Below are 13,043 nucleotides of genomic sequence, written 5' to 3' on the forward strand. Positions count from 1 at the left end.
TCGTCCCAGTCGGCCCCGGCAACCGGCTTCCCCCGAGCGGGGGAGACGATCTCCACCGGCGGGGGAGTACCGACCGCGCAAACGCCGCCAGGCTGGGGCCATGACCAGCATCGACCTCCACAACCTGACCAAGGAGTACGGCAGTCTGCGCGCCGTGGACGACCTCACCCTCAGCGTGCTTCCCGGCCGCGTCACCGGCTTCCTCGGACCCAACGGCGCCGGAAAGTCCACCACCATGCGGCTCGTCCTGGGCCTGGACCGGCCCACGTCCGGCACCGCCACCGTCGGCGGCCGGCCCTACGCCTCGTTCGACGAACCCCTGCGCCAGGTCGGAGCACTGCTCGACGCGGGGGCCGCGCACGGCTCGCGCACCGCGCGCGACCATCTGCGGGCCCTCGCCGCGAGCAACCGCATCTCCGAACGCCGGGTGGACGCCGCGCTGGAGGAGTCGGGGCTCGCGTCCGTGGCGCGGCGCAGGGTGAAGACGTACTCCCTGGGCATGCGACAGCGCCTGGGCATCGCGGCCGCGCTCCTCGGTGACCCGCCCGTGGTGCTGCTCGACGAACCGTCGAACGGGCTCGACCCCGAAGGGATCATCTGGATCCGCGAGGTGCTGCGCCGACTGGCCCGTGAAGGCCGCACGGTTCTCGTCTCCAGCCATCTCATGAACGAGACCGCGTCCTTCGCCGACCACCTCGTCGTCCTCGGCCGGGGCAGGCTCCTCGCCGACACACCCCTGCGGGAGTTCATCCACGCGCGCGTGCGGCCCCGGGTATGGGTGCGCACCACGGACGGCGCCGCTCTCGGCGCGCTGCTCGCGCGCCACGGTCACGAGGCCGTCGAGGGTGCGGACGGACGGTGGACCGTCCCGCACGCACGGGTGGAGGACATCGGGCTCCTCGCCTCCGGCGCGGGCCTGCCGATCCTCGAACTCGCGACGGAGGAGGGCACGTTGGAGCAGGCGTACCTCGACCTGACGGCCGGCGAGGCCGAGTTCACCGCCGTAGCGTCGCCCATCCGGCCCCAGGAGGCCCGATCATGACCTTCGCACCCGTACTCCACGCGGAGTGGATCAAAATCCGTACGCTGCGGTCCCTCGTGGCGGGACTGCTCGCCGTGCTCCTGGCGACGGCGGCGTTCTCCGCGCTCGCCGGCCTCGACGACTCCGGGGGCCAGGACTTCGACCCGCTGTTCTCGGTGTTCTTCGGCGTGAGCTTCGGGCAGATCGCGGCGATCACCTTCGGTGCGCAGGCCGTCGCGGCCGAGTTCCGGGACGGCGCGCTGCGGGTGTCGCTGGCCGCGGTGCCCCGGCGGGGACGGTGGTTCGCGGCCAAAGTGGTGGCGATCGGGGTTCCCGCGCTGGCCGTCGGCCTGCTGACAGGGCTCGTGAGCCTGCTCGTGGGCGAGGCGGTCCTCGGAACCAGGGCGAGCGGGCTGACATGGGGCGAAGGGGGGCGCGGGGCCGTGGGCTGCGGCCTCTACCTGGCGCTCATGGCCCTGTTCGCCGCCGGGCTCACGGCCGTACTGCGCAGCGCGGTCGCCGCGTTGGGCATCCTGGTGCCGTTCCTCCTGATCGTCTCCTTCGTGATCGGCGGAGTGTCGGGCGGCGCGGCCGACTTCCTGCCCGACCGGGCGGGCCAGGTGGCGCTCCACGAGACGTGGGACGGCGCCCTCGGCCCCTGGACCGGGCTCATGGTGACCGCGGCCTGGACGGCGGCGGCCCTCGCGGCGGGCGCGTGGAGCGTACGGCGCAGGGACGCCTGACGGCACGCCAATTGTCAGTGGCAGCGGCTTTACTGGATCTCATGACCATCGCACGGCATCTGGCCACGATCGACCGGCTGTGCTCCCAGGACTTCCCCCTGGAGCACGGCGGGTCGTTCGGCAGTTCCGGGGGACCCGGTTTCCACCTTGTCGAGTTAGAGCGGAGCGCCGGCTTCGGGGAGGGCGACGACGGGGAGCGCGAGGAGCAGATCGAGGCGTGGCGGGAGGGCCTCGCACAGCGGCTCGCCGACCGGTGGGGGGAACGGGAGTACATGAGCCTGGACGGCGTCCTCCTGCGCGCTCAGCAGGGCGACGAGCACATACCGGAGCCGTGGGCCTCCCTGGGCGCGCACGTGCGGAACGTGTACGTGTGGCAGGCGCACGGTCATGGCCGCTGGGTCGCCCTCGGCATCTCCCGGCCGGGCGCCGACCCGGAGTTCAGCCTGCTCGCCCTGGTCACCGAGATCGACCCGCCGTGACCTGATCCGCTACCCCTCGGCGGCAGCCACCCGCAGTCGTCCGAACTCCTCGGCCATCGTCGCCGCCGTCCAGTGCGCGTTGAGCCCACTCGGGTTGGGCAGCACCCAGACCCGGGTGTCCCCGATCGTCCGCTCCTGCGGGCCGATCACGGCCTTCCTGTCTTCGAAGGCCGCTCTGTAGGCGGTCACCCCCACCACGGCCAGCCATCCCGGCCGCAGCCGCTCCACCTTGGCGCTCAGCAGCCGTCCGCCCTCGCGGTACTCCTGCGCGGACAGCTCGTCGGCCCGGGCGGTCGCGCGCGCCACCACGTTCGTGATGCCGAGCCCGTACGACGGCAACTCGCCCTGCTCCGACGGCTTCATCAGCCGGGGCGTGAACCCCGACAGATGCAGCACGGGCCAGAAGCGGTTGCCGGGACGGGCGAAGTGGTGGCCCGTGGCGGCGGTCATCAACCCCGGATTGATGCCGCAGAAAAGCACCTTGAGGCCGTCCCCGACGACATCCGGCACCAGCCGGTCGCGGGCGGCCTCGAGGTCCGCGGGAGTGAGCCGCGTCAGAGGATCGCCCCCGGCGTGTAGCCCGCGGCCTCCGGGTGCTGCTTCACGATCTCCTCGATGCGGCCGACGACGGCGGCGCCCTGGCCGGCCGCGGCACCGGTGAACGACAGCTTGTCGGCCATCAGCTCGTCCAGCTGCGCGCGGTCGAGCGGAATGCGCTCGTCGGCGGCGAGCTTGTCGAGGAGTTCGTTGCGCTCGGCGCCCTGTTCGCGCATGGCGAGCGCGGAGGCGACGGCGTTCTCCTTGATCGCCTCGTGCGCGACCTCACGGCCGACGCCCGCGCGCACCGCGCCCATCAGGACCTTGGTCGTCGCGAGGAACGGCAGGTAGCGGTCCAGCTCGCGCGCGACGACGGCCGGGAAGGCGCCGAACTCGTCGAGGACGGTCAGGAAGGTCTCCAGCAGGCCGTCCAGCGCGAAGAACGCGTCGGGCAGTGCGACCCGGCGGACCACCGAGCAGGACACGTCGCCCTCGTTCCACTGGTCGCCCGCCAGCTCGCCGGTCATCGAGGCGTAGCCGCGCAGGATGACCATGAGGCCGTTGACACGCTCGCAGGAGCGGGTGTTCATCTTGTGCGGCATCGCCGAGGAGCCGACCTGGCCCGGCTTGAAGCCCTCGGTCACCAGCTCGTGCCCGGCCATCAGCCGGATCGTCTTGGCCGTCGAGGACGGCGCGGCCGCCAGCTGCACCAACGCGGTCACGACCTCGTAGTCCAGGGAGCGCGGGTAGACCTGGCCGACGGAGGTGAAGGCCTGCGCGAAGCCGAGGTGTCCGGCGATCCGCTGCTCCAGCTCGGCGAGCTTCGCCGCGTCCCCGCCCAGCAGGTCGAGCATGTCCTGCGCGGTGCCGACCGGGCCCTTGATGCCGCGCAGCGGGTAGCGGCCGAGCAGCTCCTCGACGCGGCCGTACGCGACGAGCAGCTCGTCGGCCGCGGTCGCGAAGCGCTTGCCGAGGGTGGTGGCCTGGGCGGCCACGTTGTGGGAGCGGCCGGCCATGACCAGTTCGGCGTACTCGCCCGCCAGCTTGCCGAGCCGCGCCAGGACGGCCACCGTGCGGTCGCGCATCAGCTCCAGCGAGAGCCGGATCTGCAGCTGCTCGACGTTCTCGGTGAGGTCCCGGGACGTCATGCCCTTGTGCACCTGCTCATGCCCGGCGAGGTCGTTGAACTCCTCGATCCGCGCCTTCACGTCGTGCCGCGTGACCTTCTCGCGCTCGGCGATCGAGGCCAGGTCGACCTGGTCGAGGACGCGCTCGTAGTCGGCGATCGCGGCGTCCGGGACCTCGATCCCGAGGTCCTTCTGCGCCCGCAGCACGGCGAGCCAGAGCTGACGCTCCAACTTCACCTTCTGCTCGGGGGACCAGAGCGTGGCGAGCTCGGCGGAGGCGTAGCGTCCGGCGAGGACGTTGGGGATACGGGGCTTTGCGGGCGCGGCAGTCACGTGTACGGAGTTTACCCGGCGTCCGGTGGGGCTCCGTACGTCCACACAGTTCAGAGCTCCGCGGCCAGTCTGATGAAGCTCTAAGGACGGATGCCGTCGCAGGCGATCGGGAGGTGGCGAGGACCGCGCAGCACCGCGTTCTGCCGGTAGGGCGGCGGGTCCTCCAGCAGCCGGGGGTTCTCCAGTCTGCGGGCCAGCTCGCTCAGCGCGAGCTGCGCCTCCAGGCGGGCGAGCGGGGCGCCGAAGCAGCTGTGGATGCCGCTGCCGAAGCCGAGGTGCTGGATGTCCCCGCGGTCCGGGTTGAAGCGGTCCGGATCCTCGAAGCGGTCGGGGTCGCGGTTGCCCGCCGCCAGCACCAGCCACACCGACGCGCCCTTGGGGATGGTGACCCCGCGGACCTCGATGTCGGCGAGGGTGGTGCGCTGCGGCACCAGCTGCACCGGCGGCTCGAACCGCAGCAGCTCCTCGACGACGGGGACGGCCAGGTTCGGGTCCTTGCGCAGCCGCTCGAGCACGTCGGGGTTGCGCAGCAGGGTCAGCATGCCGTTGGTGATGAGGTTGACCGTCGTCTCGTGGCCGGCGATCAGCAGGAGCGCCGCGGTGCTCAGGACCTCCATCGTCGTCATGACACCGTCGGGCCCTCCCGCCGTGGACAGCTGGGACAGCATGTCGTCGCCGGGCTTCTTGCGGCGTTCCTCGATGAGCCCGGCCAGATACATGCCCAGCTCGGTGCGGGCGTCGTGCGAGACCTTGGCGCGCGCGTCGGTGTCGGCGCCCGGGTCGGGGTCCAGGCTGGCGGCGATCGTCTCCGCCCAGGTGTGGAAGCGCGCCTCGTCCTCGCGCGGTACCCCCAGCAGCCGGCAGATCACGGTCACGGGGAAGGGATAGGAGAACTGGTCGACCAGATCGATCCGGTCCGGGTTGTCGATGCCGTCGATGAGCCCGGAGACGATGTCCTTCAGCTCGCCGTGCATCTCGTGGATACGCCGCGGGGAGTGCGGCGGCCCGAACGGCCGGTTCGTCATGCGCCGCAGCCGGTCGTGCTCCGGCGGGTCGAGCCGCAGGAAGCTCGGCGGAAGGGCCGTCTCGTCGTCCGCCTCGGCGGCCAGCGGGTTCGCGGTCGCCGGCGTCTTCAGATTGCGGGCGTCGGAGCTGATGCGCGGATCGTGGAGCAGGCTCTGGATGTCGTAGTACCTGCTGAGGACGAACGGTCCGTCCGCGTCGTGGTACACCGGCGTCTTGCGCAGCTCCTCGTACAGCGGATACGGATCGGCGCGGTGGGCGTAGTCGATGATCTGCCGCAGGATGGCTTCGGTCATGGGTGCGTCCTAGGGAACGTCGGATCAGTGCCGAGCGGGGGTGAACGTCAGCCGTCTGTCGTCCGGCGCGTATCCGCTGAGGGTGACGGTCGGGCCGTGGGTGGGCACGGACGGGTCGGGGAAGTCGGCGGGCATCGGCTGCTGCCCCTCGGGGCGGCGGTCCACCGTGGGGAAGGCCGGTGGGAAGGGCGCCGTGGTCTCGATGAGCTGCTCGTAGAACTGCAGCCACTTCGTCTGGTCGAAGGTGACGGCGCCGATGACGCGCCCCTGGTACCCGTAGACGCCGGTGAACCGGTGCTCGCTGCGGGAGCCCTGGGCGATGAGGATCTCCGTCCCCATCGACGGCACCCCGACGGACTTGATGTTCACGCCGAACTGGGAGGACCAGAAGGCGGGCACCCAGAGGTGGGGGCGGCGGTCCGCGCTCTCGCTCAGCATGTTGTGCGCGGCGGTCTCGGCCTGGGCGACGGCGTTGCCCCAGTGCTCCAGGGACAGGAACTGGTATCCGAACAGTGGGTGCGGGGACCGTGCGACGTCACCGGCCACGTAGATGTCGTCGGTGACGATGCCCCGGATGTCGAAGGCCCGGCACCCGGCGTCACAGGCGATACCCCGGGGACCCGCGCCGAGTCCGGACCCGGCGAGCCATTCGGTGTTGCGCTGGGCACCGAGGGAGACGACCACCACGTCGGCCTGGACGGTGTTCCCGTCGGAGAAGTGCGCGGCGCGGACGTGTCCCGCGGAGTCGCCCTCCAGGCGGGTCACCATGACGCCGCAGCGCAGGTCGACGCCGTGTTTGCGGTGCAGTTCGGCCGCGACCTCGCCGACGACTCCGCCGAGCGCTCCGACCAGCGGCGCGTCGGCCCGCTCGGCCACGGTGACCGCGATCCCGCGTTCCCGGCAGGCGGAGGCGATCTCGGAGCCGGTGAACCCGGCGCCGATGACGAGCACGCGGCGGGGGTTCTGCGCGAGCGAGCGCTCCAGCGCTTCGGCGTCGTCGCGGGTCCGCAGCACGAACACCCCGTCGAGCTCCGCCTCGTCCTCCTGGGGCCAGGGTCTGGCCCGTACACCGGTGGCGATGAGCAGCCGGTCGTACTCCACTTCGTCGCCGTCGGCCAGCCGTACCCGCCGGGTCGCGATGTCGAGGCCGGTGGCCGGAACCCCGAGGCGCCACTGCGCGTCGATGGCGCGGTGCCGGGGCAGGCCGGTGCGGTCCGCCGTCGCCCTGCCCAGCAGGACCTGCTTGGACAACGGCGGTCGGTCGTACGGCTCGTAGGGCTCGTCCCCGATCATCGTGAGGGAACCGGCGAACCCCTTCTCCCGCAGGGTCTCCGCGGCCCGAAGTCCCGCCAGTGAGGCGCCGACGACGACGATGCGGCCGTCACGCATGAGCCGGTCCAGCGATCCGTCGGCGCTCACCGGCCGGTCTCCCGGTCGGTTCCGGGGTTCCCGCCGGGGGAGTTCGCGTCCACCATGATGGCCTGGACGGGACACGCGGCCACGGCTCGCGCCAGGTCCTCGCGCCGGTCCTCCTCGGCCTCGGGGTTGTAGAGCAGGGACTCGTCCCCGTGCATGGCGAAAACATCGGGAGCCAGGAACGCACACTGCGCGTATCCCTGGCAGCGGTTGAGATCGACGACAAGCCTCACCAAGGATCAGCCTTTCCGTGGCCCGTTCTCGTCCCCCTCCTCCACAGCATGCGCGAGAGGGTGCTCAGCCGCTCGCCGGGGCGCGCAGGCCGACACGGAGGATGTGCAGGCTGACGACCAGCGCCCAGGCCGGGAAGACCAGCTCCGACCAGGGCAGTGAGGATCCCGCGACGAGCAGGACAAGCCCCGCGAGATAGCCGATGAGGGCGAGCGGACGGGGGAGGACGCCGAGACGGTGACCGATGGTCGAGGTCGTGAAGACGAACACGGCGGCCATTCGGAGCGCGTACGTCGTCATCAGCGTGTAGGCGAAGTGGCGGCCGAAGCCGGAGGGTTGGCTCAGGACACTGCCCGCCGCGGCGCCGGCCGCGAACATGGTGGCCACGTAGACCAGTCCGCTGCCCATGAAGACGGTGGCGATGAATCTGTCCTCGGCATCGCCGACCCGTGCGCGCAGCGCGCCCATGAACCACAGGAAGAAGATCCCAGCGAACGGGAGGATCTCCAAAGCCGTACGCACCGCCCACCGTTCGTTCGGCGCGACGGTCGCGTCGGCGGCGTTCCCCGCCGGGATCGCGATCCGCACCAGCACGATCGCCGCCGCCAGCAGGAGGGCGAACACCGTCCCCGCCAGCCCGGCGGCGCGCGGCGTCCGCAGCCGCTCTTCCCTCCGCTCCATCGGCGCCCGCTCTCTTCCCGAAGCCCCCGTTCCCCTCTCGGTCCAGCAAGCAGGCACCGGTGCGCCCACGCCACCGGGGACACCCGTGGGGGTGATGCCCCGCTCAGCCGGAGGCAGGTTGCGGGAGTCGGCCGCGCTACGAGGCGTCGGCCAGCTCCGCCAGGATGTCGCCGTGGCACAGCTCGGGTGCGCACCAGCAGGCCAGCGTCTTGCCCCGCAGGGCGGGCACCTGGTCGAGGAGGTCGGGGCGTTCGAGGAGATACGCCCGGTACTTCTCCATGATCTCGGCGCGGGTGCCGTCGCGCTTCTTGGTGGGGGTGTCGTAGGCGAAGGGGTTGTAGAGCGGGTGCTGCGGGAGGTCCCAGTGGCCCATGGTCCAGCGGCGGCCGATGTAGACGAGGTCCGCGGGGGCGTGTTCGAGCCGGGGGCCGAACTCGTGGATATGACCCTTGAGGTTGATCACGGTGGTGGGCATGGGATTCCCTTCGGCCGTCCGCCTACCCACCGGTGTCTACCCCATGGACCCCTCGTACGGGAGCAGCTCCGGCCGCTTGGCCGTGCGTCCGTCACCCGACCGCAGCGCGGCCAGGACGAGACCCCCGAAGGCAAAGAGTTGTAGAGCGGAGCGGGGACGTGCCGGCGGAGAAGTTACAACCGGTTAGTGTGCCATCTGTGCGAGATGAGACCCGGGAGCGCACAGCCATGGTCGACGAAGGCCTCAGTCGCAGAGCGAAGGCGCTGGCATGCACCGCCCCGTTGCACGAGCTCGATGCCCGCAAGGGGATGAAGGTCCGCGTCGGTCGCACCTCTGCATCACGCTCGTACAGCAGCTCCGCCGGCTCCTCGTACAGGTCGGCGAGCCCGGCGGGCACCTGCGGGTACTCCGTGGCTGAGCCCAGATTCCGCTCCGGGAACCGGGCCGTTCGGCGGCGCCGCCTCGACGGCCCAGTTCGGCCGACGGCCTCGTGCCCTGCCCCGGAAGCCGACGACCGACTCGACGAGCTGCGGAACGAGCAGACCGTCATCCAAGACGCGTGAGTTGGACAACCAGACGGCTGATGGGCCCGCCGTGGTGCCGATCTGCGCTTTCAGGACGGCGAAGAAGCTCTCCGCAGCCCGACGCTCTGCCGGTCCACTACGTCGTCGAGGACGGCGAGCGGCCGCCGGTCAGCGGCTGGGTCGGCAAGCTGTAGCAACCGGGCCGGGGGCGGTCGGCAGCGGGGCGTGTTCGGATGGCCCAGGGATGGGACCACCGAGCGCTCGAACTCACTTCGCCGCGACCGTACCTCCTTCCACAGGCAGTTCTGTCCAAGTGGGGTCCATGGGCGGTGTGATGTGGCAGTATCCGCTGACATGTCGCCGTCAACCATGTGTTCGCCCAGGTCCGGTCGTCGTCTGTTCACCGTGTTGTTCATGCTGCTCACGGCCCTGGGCGGCGGTATGAGTGATGCGGGCGCGGCGCCCGGACAGGGGGTATCCGCGGCCGCCGCGACGCCCGATGGGGCTCGCTACGACGTGGTCCTGCGATCCGACGCCAACGGCAGCCACTGGACGGGACGGCAGCGGGTGTCGTTCCGGAACGGGTCCGATCAGCCTCTGCGCGAGGTGTACCTACGTCTGTGGGGCAACGGCGAGGACAAGTGCGGTACGCCCGCTGCGCCCTCTCCCGTCACAGTGACGAGGGTGCGCGGTGGCACACCGAACCATCTCGGTGTGAACTGCACAGCTCTGCGTGTAGCACTGCCGAGGCCGCTCGCGCGCAATATGCGGACGTCCATCGCCTTCGACGTCTCGATCACCGTGCCGGACCGTAATGCCCGCTTCGGCCACGATGGCGCCTACCGCTTCCTCGGCAACGCGCTGCCGGTGCTCGCCGTGCATGACGCAAAGGGGTGGCATCTCGACCCCTACGTGTCGGTCGGCGAGAGCTTCTACACCCTGACCAGCGACTTCCGTGTCCGACTCGACCACCCCTCGTCCCTGAAGGTGCCGGCGACCGGCCGGACCCGAACGTTCCCTGGTCGCGTCGGCCGTACGGTCACGCTCAGCGTCGCGGAGCGAGTGCGGGACTTCGCCTGGGCGGCGGGCCCGTTTCGCATGGCGACCGACACCACGGCCGGGGGCGTGCTCGTGAAGTCGTACTGGGCGCCCGGCACCCCTGCCGCGGGCGTGCACGGCAACCGCGTGGATGCTGTCGCCGCGATCGACCGGTTCGGCCGGGAGTTCGGCCGTTACCCGTACGACGAGATCGACCTCGTGATGACCAGCCAGTTCGGCGGCGGCATGGAGTATCCCGGCCTCGTCCTCCTCGGCACCACCGAAGAAGGCGGCGCCGCCGTCCACGAGGTGGCGCACCAGTGGTGGTACGGCATCGTCGGCAACGACGAGTACTCCTCACCGTGGCTGGATGAAAGCTTCGCTCAGTACGCCAATGCCCGCTTCTACGGCTGGGACACTCGCGACTGCTGGTCGGACGTCTACTGGCCCGACGACGACATCTCGCTGACCGGCTCCATGGCCTATTGGTCGCAACACCCCGGCACGTATCACCTCATCTACTCAGCCGGGTCCTGCGTCCTGGCCGATCTGGAACGCACACTCGGTTCCGCCACCATGGCCCGACTGCTCAATCAGTACGCCCAGGACCATTGGTACGGCGTCTCCACCACCGCTGACTTCAAGAAGGCCGCCCAGTCCATGACGGACAAGGACCTCGCCCCCTTCTGGGAGGCACACCACATCTGGTGACGGCGTGTTGCGTGCTCGCGCCAGTCGACGCACGAGCTGAACCTCACTCAAGTCACGGCTTGGCCGTGCCCGTAACACCACTGTCCAGCACCCGCCCCCGAGTAGCCGAACCACCCCGCCACCAGGACATGTGCCCAGAGAAAGAGGAATGCGGCACTAGCCTTGGGCTAAGGGACGAGGGCAGTTCCACTCGGAAGGAAGACCATGGCCAAGGAGCCCAGCGGCGCCACGTACTGAAAGAACTGCGCGTCGCGATGCGCCTTGGTCAGGATCGGAGGCCCTTCTCCCGGGGCAGGGGCATGTGTCGGTTGGGGGTCCTGCGGCGCTATGTGCGCCGCCTCGCTGGTTGACCTCGGCCCGCGGCGTGGACGAACCAGCCGAGCGCGGCTCCGACGGCGTACCAGAACAGGTCGGGCGTGTGGAAAGTGGAGCCCAGAACGAGGCGGGCGACGACGCTCCGCCGGGACAGCTCCGCGGGTGCCCCGCTGATCTGGAGGAACTCGACCGCCCAGCTGATCCCCAGCGCGACCCCGGCAGCCGTCAGGGGCTTCGCCCGGGGCGCGGCCAGGACGACAAGGGCGTAGACGAGGGTGGTGTAGAGCGCGTCTCCGGCGTACTTGGCGATGTCTCCTTCCATCCCGGCCCTGGCGCCAAGCCCCACGGCAACTGTCAGCACGGCCGCCCCGGCCGCCATGAGGCGGGTGCGCACCGGGCTGCCGCAGGTCACCGGTGGATCTGTCATGCGGACACCCTCTCATCCGGCCGTGTCGGGGCTCAGCCGCTCTCGTCGTGCTCGCGCGAGCGCCGGCGCTTGGGCCGTGGACGGATACGGTGGCAGAGAGTCAGGCAGGCCGTGGCCGCCATCAGCCCGGGTACGAAGGCCGACGCGCCCCTTACCACCCTGGAGCCGGTTGCGGCGTGTTCGGTGAACCACGCCACGGCGAGGCACCAAAGCAGCCCATTGCCGAGTCTGTCGGCCCGTCGACGCATCCGCCCCCCGGCACGAGTCCTGGAAATACGAGAGAGAAGCAGTCGAAGAGCCCATGGCGAAAGAAAGAGTGACGGTGTGCCTTCCCCCTTGCGACAGGGGGGAGGTCCACGAGGCCATCAGCGCGGCCATGGCCCCCTACGACTACGCCCGCGAGGACGTCCCCGACGACCCTGAGTGGATGGGTGAGTGGGACTACTGGCAGATCGACGGCCGTGGGTGTGAGTTCCCCGTGCTCCCCGGATCCGAAGACGACCCGCGCCTCATCAGGGGCGAACTGGACCTACGTGGCGTGCCCCGTGTCTTCCCGCCCGGCACCTGCGACGGCGGCCCCCGAGGGCTCCTGGACTTCGATGCCGCCCGTCGGCCCGTGGCCGCCGAGGCCGCCCGGGACTTCCACGACTGGCACGACTTCGCAGCCCGCCACCCAGCCGCCCACCCGCTGGAATTCTTCTGGGAGAAGCACCGGGGAGACCCCGCCTGTCCGCCCCGCCGCGTTCACGAGGAGTATCTCGGCCAGGCCGTCCTCAAGGCTCTCCACGACGAACGGCCCGATCTGCGTGATCGGATCGGAAGCTACCCGGTGGGCGGTATCGGCGACGACCTCGCCGCCTACGTGGAGGAGCGGGCCTCGGCCGTCCTGCCCACCAACGCCCTGCTCACCCTGGACGGCCAATGGCGCGGCATCGCGGGCCTGGAGCTGCGCCGCTATTTCAACGCCTGCCTCCATGAGCTGCCGGCCGACGCGATCGTCGTCCGCGTTCTGTACCACGGGTAGGGCGGATCGAGGGTCCACGGTTGCCCACGAGTTGAGTCGGGCGCCCCAGTCGGCCGTCGACGGGTTGCCTCGGAGCCTTCTCCGTCCGTGAGTAAGGCACTCCGCTGCTCATGACGCCGACGACGTGGCCCTCGGACGGTGGTCACCCGCGCCGTCGCGTCCGGGTCATTCCCTGCTGTCCGGCTCGCCCCGTTCGTGCGCTCCAGGGTGGCCCGCCGGCGGCCCCGGTGGCCCGCAGGTGGTCGAAAGGCAGGGAAGAATCACCGCGTCCGTGAGCAGCGCGGAGCGGCTCCTGCGCAAGCACCGGGCACTCGATCTCTCGACCTCTCGCTCACCGTGCAAGAGGGCGCGGTGACACCCACCCGGAGCGGTTCAGTGCCTCCGACAGCGCCAACGTGATCACGGACGTGGCCACCACCTCGGCCGCCACGAACGGGGTCTTCGAACTTGAGCGGTGCGTATGTCGAGGCAGCTGTCGCCGCGAAGAGCGAATGGCAGATCTGGGCCGGCTCCGGCGGTCGTGACCACGACGTACGGAGGTCGCGAGCGGCCCAGATCTGCCAATCCCGCGACGGCTCCACCCCTCGCAGGTCAGGGCTGGCATCAGGCATGCCATGAGCATGGATGGAGTCCCAGATGTGC

The 13,043-nt window shown here is 70.6% G+C and carries 13 protein-coding genes; 5 read left to right on the forward strand and 8 right to left on the reverse strand.

Features of this window, described 5'->3' with window-relative positions:
* Positions 1-100: 100 nt before the first annotated feature.
* The 3 genes from ACZ69M_RS38020 to ACZ69M_RS38030 are packed head-to-tail and all read left to right on the forward strand — an operon-like array spanning position 101 to position 2,243.
* Complete coding sequence (locus ACZ69M_RS38020; RefSeq protein ID WP_470057247.1) at positions 101-1,042, forward strand: ABC transporter ATP-binding protein; 942 nt, start codon at positions 101-103, stop codon at positions 1,040-1,042.
* Positions 1,039-1,764, forward strand: coding sequence for an ABC transporter permease (locus tag ACZ69M_RS38025; protein WP_470057249.1), 726 nt, complete (start codon positions 1,039-1,041; stop codon positions 1,762-1,764). The genes ACZ69M_RS38020 and ACZ69M_RS38025 overlap by 4 nt, the downstream gene beginning before the upstream one ends.
* Positions 1,765-1,805: 41 nt before the next feature.
* Positions 1,806-2,243: a hypothetical protein gene (locus ACZ69M_RS38030; RefSeq protein WP_470057251.1), complete on the forward strand. Its 438-nt coding sequence runs from the start codon at positions 1,806-1,808 to the stop codon at positions 2,241-2,243.
* Positions 2,244-2,252: 9 nt separating this feature from the next.
* Here ACZ69M_RS38030 and mug read toward each other — a convergent pair whose 3' ends face one another.
* From mug to ACZ69M_RS38065, 7 genes are all read right to left on the reverse strand, one after another.
* Positions 2,253-2,801 carry a G/U mismatch-specific DNA glycosylase gene (gene mug / locus ACZ69M_RS38035; protein ID WP_097226508.1) on the reverse strand — a complete coding sequence of 183 codons (549 nt, stop codon included), beginning with the start codon at positions 2,799-2,801 and terminating at the stop codon, positions 2,253-2,255.
* A complete protein-coding gene (gene purB, locus ACZ69M_RS38040) occupies positions 2,798-4,240 on the reverse strand; it encodes an adenylosuccinate lyase (protein ID WP_470057253.1) in 1,443 nt (480 codons plus the stop codon). The genes mug and purB overlap by 4 nt, the downstream gene beginning before the upstream one ends.
* Before the next feature lie 80 nt (positions 4,241-4,320).
* A complete protein-coding gene (locus tag ACZ69M_RS38045; RefSeq protein ID WP_470057254.1) occupies positions 4,321-5,559 on the reverse strand; it encodes a cytochrome P450 in 1,239 nt (412 codons plus the stop codon).
* A gap of 24 nt (positions 5,560-5,583) precedes the next feature.
* Positions 5,584-6,948 carry an NAD(P)/FAD-dependent oxidoreductase gene (locus ACZ69M_RS38050; RefSeq protein ID WP_470057409.1) on the reverse strand — a complete coding sequence of 455 codons (1,365 nt, stop codon included), beginning with the start codon at positions 6,946-6,948 and terminating at the stop codon, positions 5,584-5,586.
* A gap of 26 nt (positions 6,949-6,974) precedes the next feature.
* Complete coding sequence (locus ACZ69M_RS38055) at positions 6,975-7,208, reverse strand: ferredoxin (RefSeq protein ID WP_470057256.1); 234 nt, start codon at positions 7,206-7,208, stop codon at positions 6,975-6,977.
* Positions 7,209-7,272: 64 nt separating this feature from the next.
* Entirely contained in the window at positions 7,273-7,887 is a 615-nt protein-coding gene (locus ACZ69M_RS38060; RefSeq protein WP_470057258.1) for a hypothetical protein, read from the reverse strand.
* Positions 7,888-8,023: 136 nt separating this feature from the next.
* A complete protein-coding gene (locus tag ACZ69M_RS38065) occupies positions 8,024-8,362 on the reverse strand; it encodes a DUF4326 domain-containing protein (protein ID WP_054229004.1) in 339 nt (112 codons plus the stop codon).
* A 938-nt stretch (positions 8,363-9,300) separates the two neighbouring features.
* Between ACZ69M_RS38065 and ACZ69M_RS38070 the strand changes: the two genes are divergently transcribed.
* Positions 9,301-10,635, forward strand: a complete 1,335-nt coding sequence (locus ACZ69M_RS38070; protein ID WP_470057260.1) for a M1 family metallopeptidase — start codon at positions 9,301-9,303, stop codon at positions 10,633-10,635.
* A 325-nt stretch (positions 10,636-10,960) separates the two neighbouring features.
* Here ACZ69M_RS38070 and ACZ69M_RS38075 read toward each other — a convergent pair whose 3' ends face one another.
* The gene (locus tag ACZ69M_RS38075; RefSeq protein WP_470057262.1) at positions 10,961-11,377 is read right to left on the reverse strand and encodes a ribosomal maturation YjgA family protein; all 417 of its coding nucleotides are present in this window, start codon (positions 11,375-11,377) and stop codon (positions 10,961-10,963) included.
* Positions 11,378-11,678: 301 nt separating this feature from the next.
* Here ACZ69M_RS38075 and ACZ69M_RS38080 point away from each other — a divergent pair, with 301 nt between their 5' ends.
* Positions 11,679-12,401, forward strand: a complete 723-nt coding sequence (locus ACZ69M_RS38080; protein ID WP_470057264.1) for a hypothetical protein — start codon at positions 11,679-11,681, stop codon at positions 12,399-12,401.
* Positions 12,402-13,043: the final 642 nt, after the last annotated feature.

The organism is Streptomyces sp. NPDC107454 (genome assembly GCF_055582885.1).

Excerpts from the sequence above, each read along its gene's own strand:
- ACZ69M_RS38020 (WP_470057247.1), top strand. The coding sequence starts at position 101 with ATGACCAGCATCGACCTCCACAACCTGACCAAGGAGTACGGCAGTCTG.
- ACZ69M_RS38025 (WP_470057249.1), top strand. The coding sequence starts at position 1,039 with ATGACCTTCGCACCCGTACTCCACGCGGAGTGGATCAAAATCCGTACG.
- ACZ69M_RS38030 (WP_470057251.1), top strand. The coding sequence starts at position 1,806 with ATGACCATCGCACGGCATCTGGCCACGATCGACCGGCTGTGCTCCCAG.
- ACZ69M_RS38045 (WP_470057254.1), bottom strand. The coding sequence starts at position 5,559 with ATGACCGAAGCCATCCTGCGGCAGATCATCGACTACGCCCACCGCGCC.
- ACZ69M_RS38050 (WP_470057409.1), bottom strand. The coding sequence starts at position 6,948 with ATGCGTGACGGCCGCATCGTCGTCGTCGGCGCCTCACTGGCGGGACTT.
- ACZ69M_RS38060 (WP_470057258.1), bottom strand. The coding sequence starts at position 7,887 with ATGGAGCGGAGGGAAGAGCGGCTGCGGACGCCGCGCGCCGCCGGGCTG.
- ACZ69M_RS38065 (WP_054229004.1), bottom strand. The coding sequence starts at position 8,362 with ATGCCCACCACCGTGATCAACCTCAAGGGTCATATCCACGAGTTCGGC.
- ACZ69M_RS38070 (WP_470057260.1), top strand. The coding sequence starts at position 9,301 with ATGCTGCTCACGGCCCTGGGCGGCGGTATGAGTGATGCGGGCGCGGCG.
- ACZ69M_RS38075 (WP_470057262.1), bottom strand. The coding sequence starts at position 11,377 with ATGACAGATCCACCGGTGACCTGCGGCAGCCCGGTGCGCACCCGCCTC.
- ACZ69M_RS38080 (WP_470057264.1), top strand. The coding sequence starts at position 11,679 with ATGGCGAAAGAAAGAGTGACGGTGTGCCTTCCCCCTTGCGACAGGGGG.